We start from the raw sequence: 26,500 nt of genomic DNA, 5'->3' as shown, positions 1-26,500 counted from the left end.
CCCCAAAAGTCCCTGCTTTCCCTTGGTTATCTGATATGCAACAGGTCCGTCTTCAAACCGAACGCCTTGTTTTTCGCAAGCCCGATGCTTCGGATCTCACTCCCTATACTTCGTATTGCCAGAGTGATCGTACCCGGTTCGTCGGAGGCCCATTTGACGGCGTTCAGGCGTTTGAGAAGCTCGCTGCCATGATCGGGCACTGGGAACTCCGGGGCTTTGGTCGCCTTGTTGTTGTTCATCGCACAACGGGTCGGGCGCTAGGCCATGTCGGCGCCATGCAACTGAGCACAGACGAATTACCTGAGCTTACTTGGACGCTTTGGGCGGGCGAAGACGAGGGCAAAGGCTATGCCACAGAAGCTTGTGAAGCATACCGGGATCATGCTCGAAATGAGCTTGGTGTATCAACTGTGATCGCACGCATCATGCAGGACAATCTTCCTTCAAGGAGATTGGCCGAGCGACTGGGGGGCGTTCTGAACGTGAATGCACAGCCTCCCAAATGGATGGCAAATGCAGTCACCTATGATTTCGCGATTTAAACTATTGAAGCCGCACCTGATCTGAGCGCCACTACCCTCCGCTTTATCCCGCTAACCAACGTCTCAGTTGATAAAATACTGCGCGATGCACGAATGGCCTGTGTGGATAGCTCCCACATAGCAAGACATTTTTGAAACTATTTAGCACTGGTCAGAAGCAGACGTGTGTCCGGCCTGTTCGCGCAGCACTCGTAGCCGCTGGCCCTGATGGTTTCCCCGACCAAGTCCCAAACGGCTTATCGAACAACAATGTGTCTTGGACATTCGACGGGTTGTCATGGTTGGCGGGCTGACTGTGCGCCATCATTTCAATGGTCTTGCTGTCTCGGCTTCGACGGGCCGCACCGCAGCATTGGGAACGCATGGTCAATGGCCGCAACGGGCCGTTCGTGTCTGTCGACACCATCGGCGGATTGCAGACCTTCGCTGTGCTTGCTTGGAGATATGCGTCAGTCAAAAAGAGCAACCGGGCAGCGATTGCTAAATTCAACGATGAACTAGCGCTCGCCCGTTCACTTCCGAGCAAAAGCCTTCGAGAATACCAGGAGGTGATATGGTTGATACCGAGGCCCTTTGATAGGCCCCGGTCGATGTCACATCACTGTCCAATTACGGCTATTACGGCGCGACTGATGTCTTGCAAGGCGGCGTTGCGCGTCTCGAAATCCTCGTCCATGTCCGAGAGGAAGATGGTGACGATCCACGGCGCGCGGCTTTCAGGGGTCACCATTGCAACCAGGTTGCGATTGTGGCTGCCGCTGCCGGACTTATCATAGATCTGCCATTCCGCTGGTGCCTTGGCCCGCAGCAATTGGCCCGTCACTCCGCCGTGACTCATCCAATCCGCCAACTGTTTGCGTGACCTGTCTGATAGTACGTCGCCCAGCAGCAGCGCGTACAGTGTATCTGTGCTGGCAACCGGCGTCGTGGTGTCACGCGGGTCACCCGGCGCAAATGTGTTCAACTCTGGTTCGCGCCGGTCAAGCCTGCTTTCAATGTCCCCTGTGCTGCGGAAGAATTGGGTAATGGCCTGCGGGCCGCCCAAGTGATCGATAAGCAGGTTGGCGGCCGTATTGTCGCTCATGTCGATTGCAGCCATGCAAAGCTCCGCAATATTCATGCTCTGGCCAACACGTTGTTCAGTGACAGGCGCATAGGATTGTATGTCAGCCTGCACTACGGGAAGTTGTTCAGACAGCGACAGTGTACCCGCATCAACCCGCGCCAGCACTGCACCGCAAAGAGGCACTTTCACTGTGCTGTTCATCAAAAATCGTTCGTCCTGCCTGTGTGACCAAGTAAAACCCGAACCGGTGTCAATCAGTGAAATACCGATCCGTCCATCCAGTTTGGTTTCGATCTGGTCGACGGTTTGTTCAAGCGTCTCGATAGGTGTTTGTCCGAAGCTTGTGGTGGCAATGGACAAGCCAAGTGCGATCCCTGTCACTACTCGCGACAAGGTAGAGGGGCGAATCTGCATGCAGTGTTCCTTTATTTTGCGGCACGTGACACCGGGAAGGGCGGCATCAGGTGATTTGATGGGAAGTGTATATTTCGGCTTGAATGACTGCATCAAACGACAAATATTATGGCAAGCCATTAGCTGAGGTATTGCAATGGATCGACCCGATCTGCCGCTGAACGCCCTGCGGGTGTTCGAAGTCGCCACGCGACAAGGCAGCTTCACCAAGGCTGCGATCGAACTGCGCGTCACGCAAGCTGCGGTCAGCCACCAAATCGCGCGGCTGGAGGATCTGCTTGGCGTTACACTGTTCTTGCGGACCTCACAGGGTTTGCTACCGACCGACGAAGGTCGGCTGCTCTTTCCCGTCTTGGAACATGGTTTCGATGCTATGGCGCGCGCTCTCGATGGCCTCGGGGGGCGGCGCAACATCGAAGTACTGAAGGTCGGCGTAAACACGACGTTTGCGCTTGGCTGGCTGATGCCGCGGTTGGCGGCGTTTCGGCAGGCCCACCCCGAGATCGAAATCAGGATTTCGACCAATAACAACCGCGTCGAGATTCTTCGCGAAGGATTGGACATGGCGATCCGTTTTGGCACCGGCGGCTGGTCGGGTCATGAAGCGATCGGTCTGATGGATACCCCGCTATCGCCTCTCTGCGCACCGGAGTTGGCAACGCGACTGCTCCATCCGGCAGACCTTGGGCAGATGACGCTACTCCGAAGTTATCGCAGCGCAGAGTGGCCTGGCTGGTTCGAGGCCGCAGGTACGTCCTGTCCTCCGGTTTCAGGGCCGGTGTTGGACAGCTCGATCGCACTCGCGGAATTGGCGGCCTCTGGCGCTGGAGCGGCACTCCTGCCTGTCTCGATGTTCGATCACTATATCACGCAGGGTCGATTGGTTCAGCCCTTCGGGATCACTGTGTCAGCGGGGCGCTACTATCTTGCTTGGCCATCCGATCGTCCGATCACTCGGGCGATGAGCACATTTTCAAGGTGGCTCTCAGGACAAAGTCCCGAAGAAACGGGTCCGTATTCTGCCTAATCATATGTTAAATGGCGGCAAATAAGGACCGCGAGATTTTGCGTAAAGGATGGAAACCGCATGGCCGAACCTGAACTTGCAATATCCCGACAGTAGTGCTTTGCAGAAGGGGTGACCTGCTCAGACCTGCTGTACTAGCCTAAGCTCAAGCAGATGCACAGAAATCCGCAAGCGGTAGCAACCGGCCCTCGTTGTTGGTTTGTACTGAGGAATATGGTTGCAACTATGAGCGATGCGCCTTTCGTCCTGAACCAATTTTCAGCACCGCGACCTTGCTCTTTTGCGCGGGAGCGCAGATGCAATAGGTTTTTCAGGGCCCGCTGACGGAATCTCAATGTTGATCTCAAGGCTAGAAACGTCGTCGTTTCGCTCCATCTGGATGTCGACTTCGTCTTCCTTAATCTCCATATACTTGCGGATAACCGCGAGAATGTCAGCCTGGAGTAAAGGCAGGTAATCCGGTCCCTTCGACCCATCGCTGCGTTCATGGGCAAGCAGTATCTGCAGCCTGTCCTTCGCCGTTTGTGCGGATTTTGTGCGGCGTGGTCTGAGCGAGAATCCAAACAGGCTCATGCTGGCGCTCCAAAGAGGCGGCTGAAAAAGCCAGGTTTCTTGGCTCGTTCGACATGCCCGTCAACTTCTTCGCCCAGCAAACGCGCCACGGCAGCCTCGTAGCCCCGGCTTGCGGCAGACGGTTCATCCAGCACGATGGGCATACCGACGTTTGAGGCGCGCAACACCGCCGTACTTTCGGGAATGACGCCCAACAGCGGCACGGCCAGAATTTCCAAAACATCATCGATCGTCATCATTTCGCCTGCATCAATCCGGCGCTGGTCATGGCGGGTCACAAGCACTTGAGCTTTGACCTCTGCGCCTTCCTCTTCTGCGCGTTTGGTCTTACTTGCCAAAAGGCCCAGAACCCGGTCGCTGTCGCGCACAGAAGACACTTCGGGGTTGGTCACCACAACGGCTTCATCGGCAAAATACATCGCCAGTTGCGCGCCGCGTTCGATCCCTGCAGGACTGTCGCAGATAATGTAATCGAACTGCTCTTTCAGCTCATTCAGCACCTTCTCGACCCCTTCCTTGGACAAGGCGTCTTTGTCGCGGGTTTGCGACGTTGGCAGTATCCAAAGCGTATCAAGCCGCTTGTCCCGTATCAGGGCCTGTTTCAGGCGTGCCTCGCCCTGAATGACATTGATGAAGTCAAAGACGACACGGCGCTCGCAGCCCATGATCATATCTAGATTGCGTAGGCCAACGTCGAAATCGATGACGACTGTCTTAAATTCGCGTTTTGCCAATGCCGCTGCAATCGCTGCGGCAGAGGTTGTTTTGCCCACACCACCTTTGCCCGACGTGATGACGATCACTTTGCCAAGTGGCTCTTTATCTTTCAGCTGTGTCATAGAAATCTCTCAATGCGGAGTGTTTCGTCTTCGAGAAAAGCCTGAACATTGCACCCGCGCAGGTCAGGTTGGATTGTCTCACTTGTTTTGAAGAGGCCCGAAATCGCAAGAAGCTCGGCCTCAAGCTTGCTGCAGAAAATCCTGGCGCTTGCGTCGCCTTCCACGCCCGCCATGGCGCGGCCGCGCAGCGTGCCGTAGATGTGGATATTGCCATAGGCCAGCACTTCCGCGCCGGATGCGACCGAACCGACAACCGTAAGATCACCGCGTTCGGCCACGACCATTTGACCGGAACGGACATGTCGGTGTATGATCTTGTTTCCGGGTTGTGCCACGAGGCGCGATCGCCTAGGCGTCGCGGCGCGCACCTGCTGGACCGGCGCGTCCCGCCCGATCATAACCTGGATCAGGCCAAGCTCTGCTGCCAGTGCCTGCTGCTCTGGAGTTGCGTTTTGCACACCGAAAAGCAAAAGCCCGCGTGAACGGATCGCCCTGACCACATCATGCAGAAGTTCCCGGCTTGTGAACCCCGGCACCTTCTCAAAATCCAGCAAAATAGGGGCGCCGATCAGAAGATTGGCGGCGGTTTTGATCTTGTCCTCCAGCGCGGCAAAGAAGTGCGTGTCTGGCGTTTCAACATCGATTCTGATCGCGATCGCTGTCAGAAAGCGGCCGCGTACCTGAAGCGGCTCTGTTCGCACCGAACCACCTGTAGGCACATGCCTTTCATTATTATCCTGCACAGAAAAACTGTACTCCTGCTCTTTGAGTATTGCGTTTAAGCCCGCTCTTTTTGTTTTCGCTTCTACGGATGCTGTCAGTGCATGCCACCTGATTTTTTCTGTGCAGGGCTTAGCGGCAAGCCTTCGCCGTCAATGGGCGGGTTTGCTCCGCTGGCAAAATCTTGCGCATGCATCATCCGTAAACGGATGTGCGGCACCGCACTGCAGCCTGTCTGACGTCAGCACCTGTGGGACAGATTTGCGGGTTTGAACACCGGAGGGTTTCTGGTTCATCGTAGCCTTTAAGGAGCGAAGATGAACAAGAAGCCCGGAACATCAGTTGACAAGCGGGTCAAGAATATCCGCCGCAAGACCCGGCAGATCTACTCGGCTGAGGAGAAGATCCGCATTGTTTTGGCCGGATTGCGTGGAGGGGAAAGCATCACCTGCGCCGCCATGTTCAATCGCGTCGACAATTGCCAGTCCCTATTTGCTGTCAGGCCAAGCAGCCTGCGTTTCTCAGTCATCTTGAATCTCACGCCATTTGCATAGCCGATATGCAATTTTGTTCCGTATTTTCATATGGAAAGGACCCGGTCATTTGATCTGGATCAGTGTTTGGGTCGTGCCATTGTGAGACCTTCCCCTCAGAATGAAGAAAGAAAGGATCGACCCCATGAAAATCGTGACACACAATCTTGTTTCTGCTCTCGCACTGGGCGCGCTCTCCACGGCTCTTGCAATGCCTGCCATGGCGCAATCTCAAGGCGACTGGACCTTCGGCGTCGGGATCATCAACGTGAACCCGAAATCCGACAATGGCTCCCTCGCAGGTGCTGCCACCACACTTGGCGACGACACGCAACTTTCGCTGACCGGTGAATACTTCATCCGCGACAACCTTGGCATCGAGCTTTTGGCCGCGACACCGTTTGAGCATAATATTTCCCTTGGCGGCACTGAGATTGGCTCCACCAAGCATCTGCCGCCCACCGTCTCGCTGGTCTACCACGTGCCGACAAAAGGCAAGATCACGCCTTTCTTCGGCGTTGGTGTGAACTACACTACCTTCTTTGAAGAAACGACGGCACTTGGCGATCTCGAACTGGATGACAGCTTTGGGTTGGCCGCTACAGTGGGTGCGGATTGGCAGATCTCTGACCGCGGCGCGTTGCGTGTGAGCGTCCGGTATATGGATATCAAAACCGACGCGACCCTGGACGGCGCCTCGATCGGCACTGCCAAGATCGATCCAATCAGTGTGGGCGCCTCCTACGTGCATCGCTTCTAACCTTCCCTCAGGACCGGCCAGGGACAACTCTGGCCGGTGTGGCTCCTTTCTTTGGTCATGGCTCAAACACTCACCACAATGACGCATTTCGAGGGCCTCTGGAGGGGTATTCACGCCATCGCCAAAGCCTTGGACACCGTAAAAAAGTTAAAGTAAGACTTCGTGGCCGTCTAATTCAGCTCAATCCTCGGGTGTGTTCTAATCCGAAGAAATTAGTTTACCGACCTATTGTAGCGACCTCTCAGGATAGCCATGTCACTGGCATTGGCGCTTAGGTGTGGCGAGTGCCAATGCGTCTCTACGCATGCCACCCGTTTCCGGAAATCTTCAGAAGGAGCATTTCCACTATGTTTACTCCCCTCCAGGACCGTGTCCTTGTTCGCCGCATCGAAGGTGACGAAAAGACATCCGGCGGACTTATCATCCCCGATAGTGCAATAGAAAAACCCCAAGAGGGTGAAATCGTCTCTGTTGGCGCGGGTGCAAAAGACGAGGCAGGCGCACGGATTGCCATGGATGTCAAAGCGGGCGACAGAGTTTTGTTTGGCAAATGGTCAGGCACTGAAATCAAGATCGACGGCGAAGAACTGATGATCATGAAAGAAAGCGATATCCTTGGCATTCTAAGCTAAGCACCGCTGCCAATTTCACATAATTTTCAATTAGGAATATAGAAATGTCTGCTAAAGACGTCAAATTCGGCACGGAATCCCGTGAACGTATGCTTCAGGGCATCAATATCCTCGCCAACGCCGTAAAGGTTACGCTGGGTCCCAAGGGCCGCAACGTGGTCATCGACAAATCCTATGGCGCACCACGTATCACCAAGGATGGTGTGACTGTCGCAAAAGAGATCGAACTGTCCAATCCATTTGAAAACATGGGCGCGCAGTTGATCAAGGATGTCGCATTGCGAACCAACGACGAAGCTGGTGACGGCACAACCACGGCAACAGTTCTGGCGCAGGCCATTGTTATCGAAGGCATGAAAGCCGTCGCTGCGGGTATGAACCCAATGGACTTGAAGCGTGGGATCGACAAGGCTGTGGCCGCCGTGGTTGCAGAGGTCAAATCAATGTCACGCCCAGTGGGCGATACGGCCGAGATCGCGAAAGTTGGCACCATATCCGCCAATGGCGAGGCCGCGATCGGTCAACAGATCGCGGATGCCATGGCCAAGGTCGGCAACGAAGGCGTGATTACCGTTGAAGAAAACAAAGGCCTTGAGACCGAGACCGAAGTGGTCGAGGGCATGCAGTTCGACCGTGGCTACCTAAGCCCGTATTTTGTGACGGACACGGCTAAGATGACGTCAAATCTGGAAGATTGCGTCATTCTGCTGCACGAGAAAAAGCTGACGTCTTTGGCACCTATGGTGCCATTGCTTGAGGCCGTGATGCAGGCGGACAAACAGCTTCTGGTGATCGCCGAGGACATCAGCGGCGAAGCGCTTGCAACGCTTGTGGTGAACAAATTGCGTGGTGGCCTCAAGGTCGTTGGCGTGAAGGCTCCGGGTTTCGGAGATCGTCGCAAGGCGATGATGGAAGACCTCGCCATTCTGACCGGAGGCAAGGTGATTTCAGACGAACTGGGCATCAAACTCGAAAATGTCACGATGGACATGCTGGGCGATGCCAAGAAAATCACCGTCACCAAGGATACCACAACCCTGATTGATGGAGCGGGTGACAAGGCAGCGATCGCAGCACGGGTGACGCAGATCCGCGCGCAAATCGAAGAGACCACTTCGGAATACGACAAAGAAAAACTGCAGGAACGCCTTGCAAAACTTGCGGGCGGCATCGCGGTGATCAAGGTTGGCGGTGCGACAGAGATCGAAGTGAAAGAGCGCAAGGATCGAGTTGAGGACGCCTTGAATGCGACCCGCGCGGCTGTGCAAGAAGGTGTGGTTCCAGGTGGCGGTGTTGCTTTGGTTCACGCTGGTAAGGCTCTGAAAGGTCTACAGGGAGACAACCCGGATCAAACGGCTGGTATTGAAACCATTCGCAAGGCTCTTCAGGCACCCCTTCGCCAGATTGCTGAAAACGCTGGCGTTGATGGATCGGTCGTTGCGGGCGAGGTTCTTGAGAGTGACAACAGGGCGTTTGGCTATGACGCGCAGTCAGAAAGCTACGGCGATATGCTGAAAGCTGGTGTCATCGACCCGACCAAGGTTGTGCGGATCGCGCTTGAGTATGCTGCATCTGTTGCGGGCCTGCTTATCACAACCGAGGCGATGGTTGCTGACAAGCCAGAAAAATTTGGCGGCAGCATGCGTGACATGGATGGCATGATGTAAGCAACCCATTGATATCTGGGCCTGTTGATGAATGTTTGCAGGCCCTAAGACAAAGTTAACGCCTTCTTCGTCCGCTTGAGTGACATCTTCCACCTTGAAATGCTGCGCTATGCACGAATGGGGGCTTCTCTGATTGAGCGTTTGGGTCAAGCTCGTTTTCCTTCTTTCTCGTGGACCTTGTCACTCATCCGGGTCACGCTTCTCTTCGCAGTCTGGTTGATGCCATCGGGCATCGCTGCACGCATGTGTCGGATTGGCAGCGGAGAGCCTTGCTCTGAGACGCGCGTCTCGTTGCGCAGCAGCCATTTTCGGCTTCTTCCACAGACCTCGTCCGGTGAGGGACGATCCTGTTCGGCTTTGGAGGGTGGCGGATCAGATCATGCAGTGCCCTCCACCTCTGCCGGACGGAACTCGGTGCCATCTGCCCACATTCTATGCAGCAGGACGGCCAACTTTCTGGCCACCGCGCAACGGCGCGGCGGCGTCCTTTGGTTCGCATCAGTCGCATGCCCCAGGATTTGATCTGAGAGCCTGCCATCGTGCGCATCAGCAGCGCATTCGCGGCCGCGTAAAGCGTTGCTCGGACATCCCGGTCTCCGGCTTTCGAGATCCTGCCAGGATTGTCATGCTCGCCAGATTGATAGCGCCTTGGTGTCAGTCCGAAATGCGCGGTAACCGTGCGAGACCGTTTGAAGCGCGAAGGATCGTCAACGGCAGCCTTGAAGGTCAGCGCTGCAATCGGCCCGACGCTTGGAACGGTCATCATCCGCAGACAAGTCTCGTCCCGGGCGGCGGCGCGTTTGACCCGACTATCCAGTTCAAGAAAGTGCTGATACAAGACCTGACGCGCATCCAGTAGCGGGATCAACGCGTGCGCCAGAACCTCATCCATTCCAATCGTGGGACGGACCAGTTCGTCGAAGCTGCCATGCTGCACTGTCTTGGGCAGACGAAGGCCGAAGATCTTCAACAGCCCGCGCACTTCATTGGCGAGATCGATTGTCTTGTTGAGCAATGCTTGGCGGGTGCTGGCAAGGCCCGTACACCATGCGCTTCCCGGCTCTTCATGTGGACAGGACTGAACCAGCCGGTGCGTAGAACATGGGCAATCCCACGCGCGTCGTTCTTGTCGGTCTTGTTGCGCATTGCTGAAAGGGCAGCGTTCACCTGGCGGGCTTCCATGCAAACGACATCAAAACCTTCATTAGTCAGACCATAAAAGAGATACTGGCTCAGCGTGCCAGCCTCAAAACCAATGCGCTCAATCGGATGGCCGAAACTGTTCAAGTAGTCGGCGATATCGCCGACTTCACAAGGTAGTTCCCTTTCGAGCATCACCTTGCCTTTGGCGTCAACGACACAGATGGCACATGAGCGAAGCGACACATCCAAACCGGCAAAATATTCCATCATTCATCTCCCTTGTTCACAGTTTGACTGTGATTTTAACGGGAGCTCGACCTCTGAACAGGGGCGGCCCAATTACGCTTGCTCTGACGGGCTGCGCCGCAGCATATTGTCTCAGCGCGTGAATGGCTGGTTCGGACTGCCCTTGTTTTGGCTTGCCGGAACATGGACTTTCGGTCCATCACCCGCGAGGAACATGAAGACGCCCGCTAGGTCGCCTGCGACATTGCGAAGTCCCTCCAATACGACATCTCAATGAAGCTCCGGAAAAGGTCGAGGTGTTCTTCGCGCACCTCAAACGCATCCTTGGCTTGGGGCGGCTCCGATTACGTGGCCCATGCGGCGCAAATGACGAATTCCTACTCGCCGCAACCGTCCAAAACCTCCGCAAACTGGCCAAGATCTTTCCTGCATTGCAGCAAACGCGCAAAGCCTGACAGGAAAGGCGTGCGGGCCGGATTTGGAACAGCTATTTTTGCGCTCGCGAACGGGTGTTTTTCCACAGAATCAGCTACAATTTGTAGCATGCTAGTCGTCGTTGGCTTTTGGCCGGTGTTTAATGTCAGTGCCAACTTGCGTGACATCCGCACCGTTGCCCTTGGAACAAGCCGCGCCACTTGTCATATATATTACGACACATGACACAACGGGAGCGATGCGTTGGTTGCAGCAAGCTTTCAGGATGAGAAGGGCAGGGGGCCTGCAGAGCCCGCTGGGGAGGCGGGTGACGCTGGGAGCGCCTTCCGGTTGCTTGGCGGCGGCAAGCTCTTCAAGCACGCCTTGCGCAACTCCTTGGATGCACATGATGTGATCATGGCGGGCATTTCGTCCCGGGCCCTTGCTCATCTCGTTGAGAACGTCGGGATTCTGTCATCCGGAGATACGCTTGCCAAGGCTATCGGCATCAGCCTGCGTACTTTACAACGCAAAAGTAAGACGGTGGAGGGAGACGATTTGCTCTCCACCGAGCAGAGTAGCCGGCCCTGGCAATTCGTTGAGATCCTTGTCAATGGTATATTTTGTCATCTTCGCCATGTCCTATGCTTGTCATGCGTGATTTGTCACACGCGTATCCGTTCAGGCCCTTTGCTGAAGACGACGGTTGATCAAACTCACAAACGGTCCATCATGACGCAGCCCTGAACGATCCAACCGCTGCCACTGCCCGCCATAAATGGCGCGGCGGGGAGTGGCTCTTTATACCTCAGGAGCCAAGGTCAGGATAAGACAAGCCCACTATGGCGGATGCTGCATCGGCGAGGAACGGCGCTTCGTTCGAAAAGCAGTTGCATTTTCACATCACTCATTGAGTGAGGTAACGGTTTGGAAAGTTAGGGCGCATGTCTCAGACATCATGGATCGGTGCCCCACCAAACAAAAAGCCTTCTATCAAACGCCCAATTCCGTCACGAGAGATTTTCGATGGAGGTTTCCGCATCGCTTGCCCTATCGCAACAACGATTGTCCAAGATGTAAGCAGCCGAACAGTGGTTAGATGAAAATCTAATAGTGTTGCAAAAACATATGATCCAACTTCTGAGAACGGCATTTCTTGTACTTTGAATTCAACGGTCCACTCGTCCAAAAACTTTTCCATTCCGTTGGTTTATGGAAATCTGGCTGCTTGCAACCTTCCAAAGAGTTGGCGAACCAGATGCCAAGTTGCAAAATGAAGTCCGAGTTCAAGAGCGTCTCAATGGGGCGCCCATGATGTTGTCTCGAATAGGCGCGGCGCGGTTACAAATGCTCATAAGCATCAAGTGTCGCGCGACCAGAACACCAATTTGCGCTTTGTAGGCACTCAAAATGTGCAATTGGGAGTAGCTTTTTCAAAGCTATCATCCGAATAATCAGTGCTTGCGTAATAATCGTCAGATAATGCTGTGCAGACAAGGCAAAGTTTAGCCAAGGCTGTCGCTCACGCCAAGTGGATCGATATCTCCTTCGTCCCGCTGACCGACGTTTCAGTTGATAGAATGCTGCTCGATGCACGAGTGGCCGCCGCAGCTTTGGGAAGGCCTGGTCAATAGCCGCAACGGGCCGGGTGCGTTGATGATACGTCCATAAGAGGCCGAGACCAGCTGCGTATTTCATCCTCCAGATGCAGTCCCCGTAAACTAAGGACGTCTCGTGCAGGGGGCGGTCAGAGGAGAGGGAGGCCTCGAACCAGTCGCGGGTTGCCAGTAAGTCAGGCAACTTTTCAGCCATCGCTTCGGCTGGTGTGGTGAACAGGTCCACCTCGAGAAAGGTCAATATCAGGGATGTGCTGGTTTCCCTGATCTCTTGCGGTCTTCGGCGTCAACGGCGGCAAGGAGCGCCAACGCCGCGCGGTTCGCGGATTCTGACATTTCACATGCGTAAGTGACAAGAAGGCCAACAGGCTCACGCTGGAGATTTTTGGCCAGTCGCCCGTGTCGCTTAACCCGGACCGCTGCGCATGTTGTCGGGCAGCCATGTCGCTATTTCAGGGAACCATATCAGGATGAACACCATCAGCACCATGATTGCGAACATCGGTAGCGCCGCCCTGGTGATGTATCCCATTTCGTGATTCGTCATGCCCTGAAGGACAAACAGATTGAACCCGATGGGTGGGGTGATCTGCGCCATTTCAACCACAACGACAACGAAAATGCCAAACCAAATCAAGTCGATTCCTGCCCCCCGGACCATAGGTTCGACCACGGCCATTGTCAGCACCACGGCAGAGATGCCATCAAGGAACATACCGAGCACGATGTAGAACACCAACAACGCCATCAGCAATTGAAAGCGCGTCAGCTCAAGGGCGGCAATGCCATCGGCCAGCGCGCGGGGCAGACCGGTAAAGCCCATCGACAGCTTGAGAAAGGCGGCCCCCGCAAGGATCAACGCGATCATCGCCGATGTCCGCATCGCGCCCATCAGGCTTTCACGAAAACTGCCCCATGTCAGCGAGCCCTGAAACAACGCCAGAACCAAGGCCCCGATGACGCCGATGGCGGCGGCTTCGGTCGCGGTGGCCAGACCAGCGTACATTGACCCGATCACCGTAGTGATCAGTGCAAATACAGGCAGCAGAAAGCGGGAGTTGGCAATCTTGTCCGCAAAGCTCATGTTGAGCTCCACGTCCGGGTTCCAGTCCTTGGAGGTCACGCTGACGATCGCGACGTAAGCCATGAACATCCCGGCCAGCACAAGGCCGGGAAATACTCCGGCAAAGAACAGCTTTGTTATACTTTCATTGACGGTGACGCCGTAGACGATCAAGGCCAGCGAGGGCGGGATCATCAGACCCAGCGTTGCCGCACCGGCCAACGTGCCGATCACCATCTTTTCGGGATATTTGCGTGACCGCAGTTCGGGAATGGCCATCTTGCCAACCGTTGTCAGCGTCGCGGCAGAAGATCCCGAAACTGCGGCAAAGACGGTACAAGAGACGATGTTGGTGTGCACCAACCCACCGGGCAGACGCGCCAGCCAAGGCGACAGGCCCTTGAACATGTCCTCGGATAGGCGCGTGCGATACAGGATTTCACCCATCCAGATGAACAGCGGCAGCGCGGTCAACGTCCAGGATGAGGCGGAAGCCCAAATGGTGGTGATCATCACGTCACCGACAGGGCGGGTCGTGAACAACTCCATCCCGACCCAGGCCACTCCCATCAGAGCCAGACCGACCCAGACGCCGGTGCCCAGCAGCAGGAAAAGCACAAAGAGAAACAGGGCGATTGCGTAAATCTCGGTCATCGCATCACTCCCCGTGGCCTTCGACGCTGTCGCGGATCATCCGATGTTTGCCCTTGATCAAGACATGGATCAGATTGTCTGTCAGGGCAAGCGCCAGCAGGCCGCCGCCGATCACCATGACCGATTGAGGTATCCAAAGGTGGATCGCATCCTGGCCCTGACTGATTTCATTGAACTTCCATGACCAATGGACGAACCAATAGGCGTAGTAAGTGAAATACCAGGCTATGGCGGCGGCAAGCCCGAAACACCAGATTTCAAGCAACCGCTTTGGACCCGGCGCGACAGCATTCAGCAGGATCGACACACGGATATGCGCCCCCCGGTTCAGGGTATTGGCAAAGGCCAAAAAGCTGGCAGCGGCCATGGCATAGCCCGCGTAGTTGGGCGCCCCCGGAAAGACTTCTCCGGTCCAGCGGGCGATCATCTGTACCACAATCAGCGACAGGATCGCGATCAGGCAGACTGCGGCCAGCACACCGGCGGCGGCATATAGAAAGTCGAGAATCTTGCGGATCATGCCCATGACGCCCCCAGAGGATGAAAAGGGGCGGCCCCGTGCGGGACCGCCTGCCTGATTACTTCATCGCATTGAAGGCATCGACGATGGCTTGGCCATCCTCACCTGCTTCGGCAAGCCAGTCCGCGGTCATCGTTTCCCCGATGCTACGCAACTCGCCCATCAACTGGTCACTTGCCGGGCCAACTGTCATGCCGCCTTCCGCCAGACCGTCCATGGTGAACTGTGTGTAATTCTTGGACGCCTCCAAACCGCGATCCGCTGCTTCCTTGGCACAGCTTGTGATGATGCCCTTGTGCGCATCCGATGTGGCGTCCCAGATGTCTTTGTTTACCATGACATAGTTGTAAGGTAGCCATGCATCAACTTCGTAAAAATGGCTCAGGCTTTCCCAGACCTTGCGGTCATAACCGGTGGCGCCGGAAGAAATCATCGATTCCGCCACGCCTGTCGCGAAGGCCTGAGAAATCTCGGCGGCTTCGATGGTCACGGGCAACATGTTAGTCAGTTCAGCCAGGCGGGCCGTGGCATTGTTATAGGACCGGAATTTCAGCCCCGCCATATCTGCGACGCTGTTTACTTTCTTGTTGAAATAAAGGCCCTGTGGTGGCCATGCGACAGCATAGAGCATGACGAGGTTCTGTTGCGCCAGTAGCTCTTCCATCTTGGGCCGCGCCGCTTCAAACAGCTTTGCGCTGTCTTCAAATGACGGAGCAAGGAAAGGAACGGAGTCAAATCCGAACACCGGATTCTCGTTTGCATGACCGGACATCAGACGTTCACCGATCTGGACCTGCCCGGACTGGATCGCCCGTTTGATATCTGCACCCGCAAACAGTGAGCCGCCGGGATGGACAGTGATTTCGATGTCACCATTGGTGCCTGCCGTGACACATTCGGCAAATGCCGCACCATTTTCCGAATGAAAGTTCGTCGCGGAATAGGCCATTGGCATATCCCATTTTTCTGCCGCCAGCGCAGGCAGAGCGCCCGACACGGCAATGGCGATGCTTGCGGCGCCTGTCATCAGTTTGTTGGTCAGTTTCATTGTATTCTCCCTTGTTGGTTATTTGCTGCGCCGTCAGGAAAAGCGCTGTGGATTGTAGGGCGCAAGATCTGTGTTGACCTGCGCCCCGGCGATCAATCCGGCGACCAGTCGGCCCGTTTTAGGCCCGCCCGTCAATCCTATGTGATGATGTCCGAATGCAGTGAAGACACCTGTTTGTCCAACCTGCCCGATCAGAGGCAGGCTGTCACTGGGCGCGGGTCTGTGGCCCAGCCATTCGACTTCGGCACTGGCCTTGAGGCCGGGAAACGCCAGCGCTGCCTGTCTACGCAACAGCTTCAGCGGGGCCTTGGATGGGCCTGCATCCAGCCCGCCAAATTCAACCACGCCCGCACAGCGAAGGCCCTGTTCCATCGGTGTGGCAACGAACTTGCCGCTGGCGATCATGAAGGGCCGCTGTGGGCCGCCTGTCGCTTCCTCGAATACGATATGATAGCCACGTTCGGATTCCAGTGGGATGTTCAGGCCCAGCTTGGCCATCATCGGTTTGGACCAGACGCCGGTCGCCAGCACCGCTTCGGAACAGGCGACCTTTCCCTGCGTGGTATGTACCGCGCTGACGTGACCGCCGCTCAGGTCGAAATCCTTGACCTCGGCCTGCATTATTGTGCCGCCCATGTCCTGAAACGCTTTTGCCAGTGCCTGCACATATCCACCGGGGCTGCGGATGAAGCCATGATTCCGCATGATCGCCAAACAGGAAATGTCCGGCCCCAGTGCCGGTTCATAGTCGTGAACGTCCTGCCCTTCAATGATCTGGGGGACAAAGCCCGCGTCCTGCCGCAAGGACCAGGTATAGCTTTCGGCGTCAAAGGCGGTGCGGTCCCGGTAGGCAAAACAATAGTCGCTGTCCGTCACCCAATGCTCCATGCCCAGATCGTCGCAGAGGCTTTTGTGTTGTTCGACCGTGTCCCCGACGATGGCTGCAAGCCCAGACGCGATGCGCCGCGTGTCGGTATCATTGGCCTGGGACAGGTATTTGCGGAGCCATGGCAGCAAGCGGGGCAGATAGCCCCAACGCAGGAAGAGTGGAAAACCGGTGTTCAGGAGCATCATGGGGGCTTTGGCCACCAGACCGGGTGCCGTGACCGGCACCATGGAGCAGGCGGCAAGTACTCCGGCATTGCCATGTGATGTGCCTGTGCCGGGCTTGCCCCGGTCGATGACGGTGACGGCAATGCCCGCACGGTGCAGCCAGATGGCAGTAGAGATTCCCACGATCCCCGCGCCGATGACGGCAACATGCCGTGTCATACCTTGCCCCTATGTCGACTTGCCGTTGCCATGTACGATACTCCCCAAGGCACCATGCCATCAAAAAACAAAATAACAACGATCTACAGATAAATAGGGGTGGTTCCAAACATCTGTACAGTCGGGAGAAGTGGATTTTCCGTGCAACAGCTGCATGATGCTGCGAGCAAGGAGAAAAGCATCAAACCGCCAAGGTGCCTCCGTAAACTCTGTCGCCCACCACCCGATTTTGCGCCTGCAGCGAATGGCCGGTCTGATGAAGTTGCAACGCGGCGTTTGAAGATCAGACGGAAGTCCGGAGTGGGGCCGTCCGTGAAGACGGCCCGGTTCCTTAAATTTCAATGGCCTCTGCAATCGCAAGAGCATCCTCAAGCTCGACGCCTAGGTGTCTGGTGGAGCTGTCCATCTTCGTGTGGTCCAACAGCAGCGGTACTGCACGCAAGTTGCCCGTCTTCTTATAGATTTGCGCCACCTTGGTCCCACGCATCGAATAGGTGCCGTAGGCGCTCGTCTCCAGGCCAATCGACGTCACCCAGTCACGGACAATCCGCGCATATTGGCGGGTCTAGATGTGAAGGCGTTCGTGAAACCGACCGGGCCAGAGGTATTTGGATCCAACCATCAGCGGACCTTGCATCCATCTGTCGAGCGAGGCTCGAGTCCCTTCAACATCAAAACAAACAGCATAATCAATAACGAAACCGAACCAGAGCCTCCAATGTTCAACCCGCTCTGAAGTCCCATTTCATTTGACGATGGACACTCAATAACAAAAAATATTGAGTTAATTTTGATCCTTCGCTACACCTGAAATCAGCGTCAACTGCGCTGGATCTGCAGAGAGCCAAAAACGTCTCCGTACCCCTAAATCACTATCCATAGATAACCTGCGGCAACCAAAGAACGATTTGCGGGAACGCGTATAGAATCGCCACGCCAAGACAGAGCAAGAAGAAAAACGGCAATGTTGCACGCGCCACTCTGGGCAAGCTGTCGCCCGTCAGATTTTGCAGCAGGTAAAGGTTGAATCCCACAGGCGGCGTAATCTGACCCAATTCGATCATGATCACCAAGAAAATACCGAACCAGATCGGATCCACCCCTGCGGCCATCACGATGGGCATGGTGATCGGCAAGCTCATCACCGTGATCGAGGTTCCGTCCAGAAATAGTCCCAAGAAGATGTAGAACACCGCCAACAACAGGATCAGTTGAAACTCACTCGGGGCAAGATCGACGATGATTTCGGCGATGGATTGCGGCAGACGCACATAGCTCATGGATGACGCCAGAACAGCTGCACAGACCACAAGACTCGTGATCATCGCCGACACTTTCACCGCACTTTTGAGCGAGTCGTAGAACACGTCCCAGCTAAGCTGTCGCAGGATCAACGTGATGACGATTGTCGCAGCCAGACCAATGGCAGCGGCCTCCGACGGGGTCGCGACGCCCGAGTAGATCGCGCCAAGGATCACCGCCATCAGGATGATCACCGGCAACAACTTACGCGCCGCGCTTAACAGTTCGCAGGTGGAATAGGTCACGTCGCGCTTAGGTGCGATGTCAGGGTTTAACGTCGCACGGATAATGATGTAGCCGCTGTAAAGCACCGCGATAAGCAAACCGGGCAGCACGCCCGCAGCAAACAGGCGGATGATTGAGACTTCGGCGATAACGCCATAAATGATCAGAATAATTGACGGCGGAATCAACAACCCCAGCGTCCCTGCCCCGGCGAGTGACCCAGTCGTCAGCGCCCGGTCGTAGCCGCGCCCCAACAACTCGCCCACCGTGATGCGGCCCACGGTTGTAGTGGTCGCGGCACTCGACCCTGATACCGCGGCAAACATGGTCGAGCCCAGAACGCTGGTGTGCAGCAACCGCCCAGGAATGCGGTTCACGAAGGGCGTCAGCCCTTCGAACATTGATTGGGACAGCCGCGTGCGAAACAGAAGCTCGCCCATCCAGATGAACAACGGGATCGCAGACAACTCCCATGACATCGAATTGCGCGAAATAATTGTGGCGGAAATCGTCCCCATTTTCACAAAGCTAAAATCGGCGATGATGTACTGACTCACCAATCCGACGATTACCAGCGAAGCCATGATCCAGATGCCGGAGCCAAGGGTGACCACTAGCAGGACCAGAACGAATAGGCTTATTTCATAGGGACCCATTGCGACACCTCACTCGATTTCTTTGGGCACATGCAACGCCTGTGCGATAAGGCCGGTCAGTTGGATACAGAACACAAGCAGACCGATCACAACCAGCCCCTGCGGGAGCCACAAAGGCACTTCCAGGATCGAAATCGACGTCGTCCCGCGCTCGTAACTGCGGACCAGTTGGCGGATCAGATAGAAGGTGACGAACGCGAACACAGCCAGCGCAACAATGGCGTTCAGCACTTCGGCCATGGCGCGCACCCAGCCATTTAGCGGCAGCAGCAGGATATTGACCCGGAGCAGAACCTTGTCATCCAGCGCAGCCCCCAAGCCCAGAAAGGTCATCGCAGCCACCTCGTAGCCCACGAATTCATCCATCACGAAGGTCGATGTGGCCCAGACCGCCCGCAGAATAATCTCAAGTAGGATATGACCCGCCATCAGAACAATGGCGAGCATCGCAAAATGCGCAGCCACATCCGACAACCGACTGGTGAAACGCACGTAAAGGCCAAGCAATCGGGGCATGAGGGAAACTTTCCTTATCGCGATGAAAAAGGGCGATCTAACCGATGCAAAAGCCGCCCTGATTCCGAACTTACTGGGCTGCGGCTGCGTAAGTGTCCAGAATCTCCTGACCCTCGGGGCCCATCTTTTCTTTCCACTCTTCCAACGCGCCGGCGCTGGCCGCTTCCAGTGTCTCCATCAGCTCGGTATTGGGCTCACGTTGCACGTTGACCTTGAGAGCGGCCAGATCATCGTAGGTGTTGTTCAGACGCTCTTCCAGTTCGCCCCAGATGAACTCGGACGTGTCCGCCGCCGCTTGCCTGATCGCGTCCTGTTCTGCCTTGGTCAGCCCGTCGTAGGCATCGCGGTTCATGTGGACAACGTTGACCGGGATTACATAGTCGACGGCGGTGTAATAGGGCAGGAATTCACCCAGCTTGATGTTGGTGCCGCCCTCGGCCGACGAGATGACGGCGTCGATGGCGTTGGCTGACAGCTGTGGAACCACATCGGCCCAGCTGATTTGCAACGGGTTGGCACCCGCTTCCTTGAAAGTCTGCATCGAGGTCACGTCGGCGACGCGGACCTTCATGCCTGCCAGCGCCTCGGCGGACTCCAATGCTTCGCCCGTCCAGATCCCCGACGGCGGCCAAGGTGTGCTGAACAGATACATCTGGTTCGCATCACCAAATACGCTGTCATAGTGAGGCCGCAAAGTCGCCTCGAGCGCCAGCGCCTTGTCCTTGGAGGTGGCAAGGAACGGCATCGACGGCAGACTGAACACCGGGTTGATCCCCGAAAGCTGGCCAATAAATGTGTCCGCAATGTCAATTGCGCCGTCAGCGACGGAATCAAAGTGGTCCACGGATTTGAACCCCAGCGAGCTGCCCGGATAATAGTCGATCTTGACCGATCCTTCGGTCAGCTCGGCAACGCGATCGATAAAGAAATGGTCGGCCACGGCGGCAAAGGTGGTGTCCTGATACTCATTCGCCAGATTGAACGTGGTTTCCGCCGAAGCAGGCAAGGCGATGGCAGTGGCAAGGGTCATTGCGGCAAGGCATGAAGGTGTCGAATAGGTCATTTGTTTACTCCGTTGGTAGGGTTTGTGGGGCGAGCGTGCTGGATGCAAGATAGGCCATGCGTGCTAAGGGCAGCAGGACACGGTGCGCATCCGCGAGCTTCTGGTTGTTAAAATGCCCTGCCCTGTTCAGCAGGTTGACGGTTGCGATGACCTGGCCGTTCTGAAGCAACGGCAAGTTGACGATGGCACCGCATCCAAGGCTTGCGATCAGGTCCGCATCTGCAAAGTCCTGTGCGATCTGGTCAATGTCATTGGCCACATAGGTCTGATGATTGCGAATGACACAATCAAACCAGTTATTGTCGCATAGCGCGATCCAGCCCGAGGCGGGATAACTTTCGGGATTATTGGTATAGCAACGCCGCCCCATGTTGCGACTGGCGACATAGTCCATGACGGTAAAAAGTTTTACCCCGACATGCTGCTGGGCCACCGCCTCCAGATGCTGGAATATCGCGTCGGGCGTGGTGGCACCGGCAATCGTCTTTTCAAAGGCCTGCAAGGCATCATCGACCTCGTTCATCTCGTCCAGCGCCATCTGGCACACGTCGATCCCCTGACGAGAGACGTCCTCAAGCCATTTGGGATCATCCGCAAACAATGCGTTCTGCAAGTCTATCTTGATCTTGCGCCCCTGCGGGGTGTGGACCGAACCGTGATGACGCAGCCAGTTGTCCGCGCGCAGGTTGGTCAGGACGCGGTCGAACGGATAGGTCCCGTATTCCATGATGATTTTCAGCGGCGGTCGCTCGGCTTCGACACGATCCAGTACGTCGCAGACCAGATTGCCAATCTTCTCCCACTCTGAACCAGCCAGCGGAGCCCGGTCCATCCGCATCACCTCGCCAAAGCCGTAGGGGCCGACGCCGGTATGCAGATCTACGATGCCCAGTTGTTGTGCGCCCTGCCCGTGATCCTTAACTATGTCGGTCAGGTTTGCGACGGTCCAGCTTTCTGACGTGCCGCCAAAAAACAGGCCCTCGGGATGGCTATGCTGACCTTTCAGGACGTTTTGAACCAATGCGGCGTCGCCGTTCTTGGCGATATAGTCCCGCACACCCCGATCCCGCACCTCTGCATCCAGCGCCCAGTGCACCGGACACAGATCTGCGTGCAAATCGTCATAGCTGTCATTCCAGGGCAGATCATCGAAGGACGCGACCATGTTGCGGTTCGGATCGACGTTGTTTTCATCGGTGCGCGACAGACGTGCGCAACCTACAGCGTTGACTGCATGAACCAGAACCATCGCGCAATCTTGCGGCAAGGCGTCCGCAAAGATGTCGATCAGTTGCAACTGGACGCCCGATCCCGCGGTCAATTCCGTTCCATGCACGCCAGAAGTCACGAACAACACCTTGCGCGCATCCCGTGACCCGATCCGAACTATATCGACCACCGCACGAGGCAACAGCGGGTCCTGCACGGGGTGCATCACCGCCGTATGCTCAAGCCCCTTTCGCTTTGCTGCATCCAAAAAACGCTGACGGGCGATGGCATAGGTGGCTGAAAAACTATTCACGGCGTCCGGCACGTCCATCTCCTTGTGGGTCGTGCCGTTGATGTCGAGATTCTGGTATCTTATCAAATTATTTTAACTAATAATATATTAGAAAATGTTATAGGGACTTTATGAAATTCAGACAGCTCGAAGCTTTCAATCATGTGATGAACAGCGGCTCGATGGTTGCAGCAGCACAGGCCATGCATATCAGCCAGCCAGCCGTCAGCCGCTTGATTTCCTACCTTGAAGCCGAACTGAAGTTCAGTTTGTTCAACCGCAAGCAAGGAACCCTTGTGCCCACCCCTAACGGATTGGCTTTTTTCGAAGCTGTTGAAGAAAGTTTCATGGGCATTCAACGACTGGAGAATACCGCGAAACACATCCGCGGCGAGGGAGGTCAGGTACTGCGGGTAGCGGTAACACATTCGCTTGCGGCAACTCTCCTGCCGCCCGTGCTAAAGGCGTTCAAGGCCCGCTTTCCCGAAGTTAAAGTCGTCGTGCATTCACACCGACTGTCACAGATTATCTTGCGGCTGCAAAACGCTTCGGTCGACATCGCAATTGGATCGCAGATCCCGAAAGTGCCCGGCAGCAAACGCGAACTTATCGGTCATGTGCGGCAGGTTTGTGTCGCGCCGGCGTCGCATCCGCTGGCCTCCAAATCCGTGACGTCCGCGCAAGACCTCGCCGGAGAGACTGTCTTGCGCATCATGTCCGATGGCCCTGCCAGCTGGAGCGAGGTTTTTAAGATCCTTGGAGACAGGAAGGTGCCATTCAAAGAGTCCTATGAAGTCGACACGTCGCTCACAGCCTATTCCCTAATTGCCCAAGGGCTTGCTATTGGGGTCATCGAACCCTTCAGCGCAAGGTTATGGCCTGCGGGGTCCGTTGTTTCGCGTCCTTTTGAACCCGAAATTCGCACCTCCTACTATATTGTGACCCACAACCGGCGTGGCCTTGAATTGGAACGTCAGACTTTCGTCCGGATCCTGCGCAACTGCGTAAAGGATCTTCCCGAATTTGAAGCAAAGTAACTGTGAGTGAACTTCAAATTCCAACAACTGGATGGGACAGTCCCTAGTAGTTTAGTCTCGGCATGGCGTTGTTGCACAACTCAAGCCTTGGATATGTTAGCCCTTACCCCGTCAGCATTAGCCGATACAAACCATCTCAGCCGTTCCGAGGGCCGAGCAGCAGTTCACAGTGTGATGCGGTTCTGAATTTCGGCAATTTGACGTTCGAGGTCTCTTGCGGCGACGTGCTCGCCGAAAGCCTTGAAGCAGTGCGCCTTTGTCTCGATTTGCATCGGTTGTGGTATCCTGTGTAGTACTTCCAGTACGCACTGCCGTAGTCAGTGTCGCGCGCAGGGGATCTTATCTGGTAATTGCGGCAGGGCGCCCCTTTTTTCATGGTCGCCCGTTCTTTCGGATCGGTATGATCGGAGTGGCCTGCTAGTCGATGATGGCTGTGTGGCAACGGTGCGTGATGTGCGTGCGCGCCAATCGGACAACAGCGCAGATGTCATCATCTACGATTGTCTTGAGATGAGCAGGCCCCCGGGCGGCGATCAATCCGTGTTCGGCGAGGTGGCCACGCAAAGCGTTGATCATCTGGGTGGGGGGCGACGAACATCTGCCGCGTGTGAAACAGCATGGCGCGGGCCTGCTGATCTTCGGTCTTCACTGCGACAAAGCGCATAGTTGGGCGGAATGCAGCCTCTACGATGGCTTCTGCGTTGGCCACATCATTCTTCTGGCGTCTTACGAACGGCTTCACATAGATTGGCGGGATCAGGCGCACACCGTACCCCGCTCCCTCGAATGCCCGAGCCCAGCCATGCGTCGTCGCACATGTCTCCATGGCGATCGGGCCCTTGGGCTGCTGTGCTACGAACGCGAGCAACTGCCCCCGCAACAGTTTCTTGCGAAACGCGACCGAACCGTCACTGCGCGCACCGTGCAACTGGAAAACGCGCTTTGCCAGGTTGACACCGATAATAGTAACTTCGGACATGGATGCTCTTTCCTTTTGTGATGGCTCTAACACTCACCACAATGGCACATTGCGATGCTGTCGGGCGGGACATCCACGCCACCAACAAAGCCGTGTTAAAAGCTAAGCAATCATCCCAAAAGCGAACAGCTTTAGCCGTTATGCGTTAATGGTAGTCTATACCTATTGTTAACTCACCACACATTGGCTTTATGAAATCACCTACAGGGGCGGTTTAGTCAGGGTGAGGATAATATGGCACAACATACCTCGTGGACATGGGCAACTGGTAAGGGACTTTTACTGAACTCACCGGAGGATATGGCTACGTGCAACATTAAAAGTGAAGTCAAATACAGTCAGGCGATCTATCAGGAGGGGGGGGCGAAGCGGTTCTGTTGAAGGCTCTCCAGTATATAATGGCAGCATGAGTGATGTAGGTTATTTTGGTGGCGAAATTTATAATATCCCCCGGCATTTGCCTGATGTTGTATCAATTGCCTGGGCAGATAGAGTTGCTGTTGAAAAACTGATAGTTGACGATCCGGGCCAGCTTGGCGTCGAATCGAGTGATGAATTACTCACTCCCAATCTCTACGCCTCGGAAATTCAGGGCGTGTTAGAAGTATATGGCCGGTCTGTCAGGAAAGATCATACAGTAGAGGAACCTGCTCCCGTTAAGGTGAGTCCCTCTACAAACTTGGCAAGCTCGCAAAGTATGAGCAGCGCCATTCAGGAGCAACTCCAAATAGGTGGTTTTGCCCGGGGGGTGCGAGTAAAAACTCTGAGCGGAGAAGTTCGTGTTGAGAATATTAAATCAAGTGATTTGATTCTGACGTTGGATGCTGGTTATAAAAAAGTTCAATATGTTTCGTCTACTAAGATAAATAGCCAAGCATTAAAGAATAACCCTGAATTGTATCCGGTTGTAATTAGCAAGAACGCTCTAACTCCAAACCTGCCAGAAAAAGATCTATATGTTTCATCCCAACATCGAGTTTATATCTCATCCCGTATTGCCTATAATGTTTTTGGGGAGAGCGAAATACTTGTTTCAGCCAAAGATCTAGTGGGGTGCCAAGGTGTTAAGTTTGACTACAGCGTCAAAGAGGTAGAGTATTTTCACCTCATTTTGGAAAAACACGCACTAATCTATGCCAGCGGTTCAATAAGTGAATGTTTGTTCTTAGATTCACCGGAATTCAAAATAGAGACCGTCGACAGAACCGAAAAACTATCATTGAAGTGTTCAATTGTTCCGAAGGATAAGCAATCAAGTAGTTTGGCGCGCATGGTGATTAGAGAAGAGTCTTTGATAAAAAAATTTATCGAAAATCACCGGAATAGTGAGCGTCATCTAGTTGAACCTGTAACTCTTCGAATTTTTGAGGAATCCCAAAGAGCAGGACAACTTAAGGAGGTGGCAGCGTGATTGCACGAGGTTCTAAAGTTATAATTGACTCAGCTAGGGGCGCGCGCAGAGTGGAAAACTTGCGTGTAGGTGAGTATGTTCACGCGCCACTGTCTGGAAAATTGTGTCAGATAAAAAAAGTATATCAGCATGTGTTAAAGTTAAACTTGGGCAGTGATTGGAAGGAGCACCAACGGCCAGTTGTCGTTCCAATGTTGGCACTTGGAAAGCAGTTTCCATCACGCAGCGTGGTGGTAAGCTCTTCACAACAAATAATGATCGCGAAAAGTCAGGCCGCCAATCGGTACCCTGTTTGTGAATGGGTGAAAGCATCAAATCTTCCAAATTTTGGAATCTCTATTGAGGAATTCCCGTATCCTGAAATAGAGTACTTTGAAATTTTTATGTCGGAATCCGAGATGATCGACGTGGAGGGTATAATATGCACATCGCGCTCATCAAAAAAAGTTAGATCCGTATATTGAGATTTTATATACTATGGAAATTACACTTACATATCTTGCGCTCACAGCGATACTTTCCATTTCTCTTTCTACGGGGGGCGAAGTTAGTTCATCGTTAATGATATACTTTTCGGGGGTAGCTATCGTAATTTTTGTGGCAACTAGTCGCTTGGTTCTTTTATGGATTATGCGTGACTAGTTAATTTTTATTTTCATCTTGTTTCTGATTCTATGCACCTACCCACTCACGGATTTTTTTGGTTGTGAGTAACTTTGGGTTTGAGCTGTATGTTGAAATTATAGTCATTTTCTCTGCCGCCAAATTGGCTCGCCGTCTCCGGAAATCGATACTGGAATTGAGAGGATCGCCAGTGAAGTGGGGGCGTTGACAATCGGTCAAATCGGACTCTTTAGCGAAGGCCGTACCTGGCGCGAAGTTTTTCAATAGCTACCAGAGCCACGCGATGTTCTGAGCCGAAACACCCGAAAAATTTCGGGCAAAAGGTATGAATAGTTGAAGCCGTTGTTGTGATCTAGCGCTTAGATTGGCGGACGTTGAAGGGTTTGTTCAATTTTGCGTTATCACACGCAAGCTTCTGAGGAATCGATTGTATTGAA

The 26,500-nt window shown here is 54.7% G+C and carries 26 protein-coding genes and 2 pseudogenes; 11 read left to right on the top strand and 17 right to left on the bottom strand.

The annotated features are described in order from the left end of the window. Positions 1–35: 35 nt before the first annotated feature. Positions 36–542, top strand: coding sequence for a GNAT family N-acetyltransferase (locus SULPSESMR1_RS13990; protein ID WP_157729022.1), 507 nt, complete (start codon positions 36–38; stop codon positions 540–542). A 598-nt stretch (positions 543–1,140) separates the two neighbouring features. On the opposite strand, the gene bla is transcribed toward SULPSESMR1_RS13990, so the two are convergent. Next, positions 1,141–2,115: a class A beta-lactamase gene (bla, locus tag SULPSESMR1_RS13985; protein ID WP_240311407.1), complete on the bottom strand. Its 975-nt coding sequence runs from the start codon at positions 2,113–2,115 to the stop codon at positions 1,141–1,143. A 43-nt stretch (positions 2,116–2,158) separates the two neighbouring features. Here bla and SULPSESMR1_RS13980 point away from each other — a divergent pair, with 43 nt between their 5' ends. Then, positions 2,159–3,049 carry a LysR family transcriptional regulator gene (locus tag SULPSESMR1_RS13980; protein WP_089421375.1) on the top strand — a complete coding sequence of 297 codons (891 nt, stop codon included), beginning with the start codon at positions 2,159–2,161 and terminating at the stop codon, positions 3,047–3,049. A 258-nt stretch (positions 3,050–3,307) separates the two neighbouring features. On the opposite strand, the gene minE is transcribed toward SULPSESMR1_RS13980, so the two are convergent. The 3 genes from minE to minC are packed head-to-tail and all read right to left on the bottom strand — an operon-like array spanning position 3,308 to position 5,204. After that, complete coding sequence (gene minE / locus SULPSESMR1_RS13975; protein ID WP_198362800.1) at positions 3,308–3,622, bottom strand: cell division topological specificity factor MinE; 315 nt, start codon at positions 3,620–3,622, stop codon at positions 3,308–3,310. Beyond that, positions 3,619–4,461 carry a septum site-determining protein MinD gene (minD, locus tag SULPSESMR1_RS13970; protein ID WP_089421374.1) on the bottom strand — a complete coding sequence of 281 codons (843 nt, stop codon included), beginning with the start codon at positions 4,459–4,461 and terminating at the stop codon, positions 3,619–3,621. Before minD ends, minE begins: the two co-directional genes overlap by 4 nt. Then, entirely contained in the window at positions 4,458–5,204 is a 747-nt protein-coding gene (gene minC / locus SULPSESMR1_RS13965) for a septum site-determining protein MinC (protein ID WP_250161461.1), read from the bottom strand. The genes minD and minC overlap by 4 nt, the downstream gene beginning before the upstream one ends. A 294-nt stretch (positions 5,205–5,498) precedes the next feature. Between minC and SULPSESMR1_RS13960 the strand changes: the two genes are divergently transcribed. From SULPSESMR1_RS13960 to groL, 4 genes are all read left to right on the top strand, one after another. Beyond that, the gene (locus SULPSESMR1_RS13960; RefSeq protein WP_089421373.1) at positions 5,499–5,735 is read left to right on the top strand and encodes a hypothetical protein; all 237 of its coding nucleotides are present in this window, start codon (positions 5,499–5,501) and stop codon (positions 5,733–5,735) included. A gap of 124 nt (positions 5,736–5,859) precedes the next feature. Next, positions 5,860–6,474 carry an OmpW/AlkL family protein gene (locus tag SULPSESMR1_RS13955; RefSeq protein ID WP_089422335.1) on the top strand — a complete coding sequence of 205 codons (615 nt, stop codon included), beginning with the start codon at positions 5,860–5,862 and terminating at the stop codon, positions 6,472–6,474. A 347-nt stretch (positions 6,475–6,821) separates the two neighbouring features. Beyond that, entirely contained in the window at positions 6,822–7,106 is a 285-nt protein-coding gene (locus SULPSESMR1_RS13950) for a co-chaperone GroES (protein ID WP_089421372.1), read from the top strand. A 44-nt stretch (positions 7,107–7,150) separates the two neighbouring features. Next, entirely contained in the window at positions 7,151–8,773 is a 1,623-nt protein-coding gene (groL, locus tag SULPSESMR1_RS13945; RefSeq protein WP_089421371.1) for a chaperonin GroEL, read from the top strand. Between the two features lie 193 nt (positions 8,774–8,966). Here groL and SULPSESMR1_RS25435 read toward each other — a convergent pair whose 3' ends face one another. Then, positions 8,967–9,788, bottom strand: coding sequence for a transposase (locus SULPSESMR1_RS25435; RefSeq protein WP_240311408.1), 822 nt, complete (start codon positions 9,786–9,788; stop codon positions 8,967–8,969). Next, positions 9,740–10,186 carry an IS110 family transposase gene (locus SULPSESMR1_RS25430; RefSeq protein ID WP_240311409.1) on the bottom strand — a complete coding sequence of 149 codons (447 nt, stop codon included), beginning with the start codon at positions 10,184–10,186 and terminating at the stop codon, positions 9,740–9,742. The genes SULPSESMR1_RS25435 and SULPSESMR1_RS25430 overlap by 49 nt, the downstream gene beginning before the upstream one ends. A 150-nt stretch (positions 10,187–10,336) precedes the next feature. Here SULPSESMR1_RS25430 and SULPSESMR1_RS13935 point away from each other — a divergent pair. Further along, positions 10,337–10,617, top strand: a pseudogene (locus SULPSESMR1_RS13935) (transposase); the annotation flags it as partial. Between the two features lie 223 nt (positions 10,618–10,840). Then, on the top strand, positions 10,841–11,323 hold the full coding sequence (locus SULPSESMR1_RS13930) for an antitoxin Xre-like helix-turn-helix domain-containing protein (RefSeq protein WP_089421370.1): 483 nt from the start codon (positions 10,841–10,843) through the stop codon (positions 11,321–11,323). Positions 11,324–11,525: 202 nt separating this feature from the next. Here the strand turns inward: SULPSESMR1_RS13930 and SULPSESMR1_RS24970 are convergent, their stop codons facing one another. The 10 genes and pseudogenes from SULPSESMR1_RS24970 to SULPSESMR1_RS13885 all read right to left on the bottom strand — a co-directional run bounded on the left by SULPSESMR1_RS24970 (position 11,526) and on the right by SULPSESMR1_RS13885 (position 22,045). Beyond that, positions 11,526–11,777: a hypothetical protein gene (locus SULPSESMR1_RS24970; RefSeq protein WP_157729021.1), complete on the bottom strand. Its 252-nt coding sequence runs from the start codon at positions 11,775–11,777 to the stop codon at positions 11,526–11,528. A gap of 821 nt (positions 11,778–12,598) precedes the next feature. Then, positions 12,599–13,909, bottom strand: coding sequence for a TRAP transporter large permease (locus SULPSESMR1_RS13925; RefSeq protein ID WP_089421369.1), 1,311 nt, complete (start codon positions 13,907–13,909; stop codon positions 12,599–12,601). Positions 13,910–13,913: 4 nt separating this feature from the next. Beyond that, on the bottom strand, positions 13,914–14,435 hold the full coding sequence (locus SULPSESMR1_RS13920; protein WP_089421368.1) for a TRAP transporter small permease: 522 nt from the start codon (positions 14,433–14,435) through the stop codon (positions 13,914–13,916). Positions 14,436–14,487: 52 nt separating this feature from the next. Continuing rightward, positions 14,488–15,477 carry a TRAP transporter substrate-binding protein gene (locus SULPSESMR1_RS13915; protein ID WP_089421367.1) on the bottom strand — a complete coding sequence of 330 codons (990 nt, stop codon included), beginning with the start codon at positions 15,475–15,477 and terminating at the stop codon, positions 14,488–14,490. Positions 15,478–15,510: 33 nt separating this feature from the next. Beyond that, positions 15,511–16,749 (bottom strand): NAD(P)/FAD-dependent oxidoreductase, encoded by a 1,239-nt coding sequence (locus SULPSESMR1_RS13910; protein WP_089421366.1) that lies wholly within the window; start codon positions 16,747–16,749, stop codon positions 15,511–15,513. Positions 16,750–17,080: 331 nt separating this feature from the next. Further along, a pseudogene (locus SULPSESMR1_RS13905) lies at positions 17,081–17,416 on the bottom strand (integrase); the annotation flags it as partial. 205 nt (positions 17,417–17,621) lie between these two features. After that, complete coding sequence (locus SULPSESMR1_RS13900) at positions 17,622–18,932, bottom strand: TRAP transporter large permease (protein ID WP_089421365.1); 1,311 nt, start codon at positions 18,930–18,932, stop codon at positions 17,622–17,624. 9 nt (positions 18,933–18,941) lie between these two features. Continuing rightward, positions 18,942–19,448, bottom strand: a complete 507-nt coding sequence (locus tag SULPSESMR1_RS13895) for a TRAP transporter small permease subunit (RefSeq protein ID WP_089421364.1) — start codon at positions 19,446–19,448, stop codon at positions 18,942–18,944. Between the two features lie 70 nt (positions 19,449–19,518). Further along, entirely contained in the window at positions 19,519–20,511 is a 993-nt protein-coding gene (locus SULPSESMR1_RS13890; RefSeq protein ID WP_089421363.1) for a TRAP transporter substrate-binding protein, read from the bottom strand. Positions 20,512–20,515: 4 nt separating this feature from the next. Further along, positions 20,516–22,045: a DUF2817 domain-containing protein gene (locus tag SULPSESMR1_RS13885; RefSeq protein WP_162791904.1), complete on the bottom strand. Its 1,530-nt coding sequence runs from the start codon at positions 22,043–22,045 to the stop codon at positions 20,516–20,518. Between the two features lie 98 nt (positions 22,046–22,143). Here SULPSESMR1_RS13885 and SULPSESMR1_RS13880 point away from each other — a divergent pair, with 98 nt between their 5' ends. Then, the gene (locus tag SULPSESMR1_RS13880) at positions 22,144–23,049 is read left to right on the top strand and encodes a LysR family transcriptional regulator (protein WP_089421361.1); all 906 of its coding nucleotides are present in this window, start codon (positions 22,144–22,146) and stop codon (positions 23,047–23,049) included. A gap of 490 nt (positions 23,050–23,539) precedes the next feature. On the opposite strand, the gene SULPSESMR1_RS13875 is transcribed toward SULPSESMR1_RS13880, so the two are convergent. Further along, positions 23,540–24,028, bottom strand: coding sequence for a hypothetical protein (locus SULPSESMR1_RS13875; protein WP_089421360.1), 489 nt, complete (start codon positions 24,026–24,028; stop codon positions 23,540–23,542). Positions 24,029–24,434: 406 nt separating this feature from the next. On the opposite strand from SULPSESMR1_RS13875, the gene SULPSESMR1_RS13870 reads away from it, so the two are divergent. Next, positions 24,435–25,439, top strand: coding sequence for a Hint domain-containing protein (locus tag SULPSESMR1_RS13870; RefSeq protein WP_089421359.1), 1,005 nt, complete (start codon positions 24,435–24,437; stop codon positions 25,437–25,439). Beyond that, positions 25,436–25,903, top strand: a complete 468-nt coding sequence (locus SULPSESMR1_RS25830) for a Hint domain-containing protein (RefSeq protein WP_089421358.1) — start codon at positions 25,436–25,438, stop codon at positions 25,901–25,903. The genes SULPSESMR1_RS13870 and SULPSESMR1_RS25830 overlap by 4 nt, the downstream gene beginning before the upstream one ends. The last annotated feature ends 597 nt before the right edge of the window (positions 25,904–26,500 follow it).

The organism is Pseudosulfitobacter pseudonitzschiae (genome assembly GCF_002222635.1).
In the GTDB taxonomy this organism is placed as follows: Bacteria; Pseudomonadota; Alphaproteobacteria; order Rhodobacterales; family Rhodobacteraceae; genus Pseudosulfitobacter; species Pseudosulfitobacter pseudonitzschiae_A.
Note: the sequence above shows the minus strand (reverse complement) of the source record. Positions and strands in the feature narration are given on the sequence as shown.